Below are 233 nucleotides of genomic sequence, written 5' to 3' on the forward strand. Positions count from 1 at the left end.
GCACTTCGGCATGAAGGCGCACATCGGGGTGGACGCCGACTCGGGCCTGGTGCACACGGTCATCGGCACAGCGGCCAACGTCAACGACGTGACGCAGGCCGGTGCGTTGGTGCATGGCCAGGAGAGCGATGTGTTCGCCGACGCGGGCTACCAGGGCGTGAGCAAGCGAGAAGAGACGCAGCACGTCGAGGCCAACTGGCATGTGGCGATGCGCCCGGGCAAGCGCAAAGCTC

Annotated in this window: 1 protein-coding gene; it reads left to right on the forward strand. The window is 67.0% G+C overall.

Going from position 1 to position 233, the window contains the following annotated elements; all coding sequences use genetic code 11:
• On the forward strand, window positions 1–233 hold a 233-nt coding region (locus AVS7_RS18820), incomplete at both ends, for an IS5/IS1182 family transposase (protein ID WP_020229605.1).

This window comes from Acidovorax sp. MR-S7 (assembly GCF_000400995.2).
Classification (GTDB): domain Bacteria; phylum Pseudomonadota; class Gammaproteobacteria; order Burkholderiales; family Burkholderiaceae_C; genus MR-S7.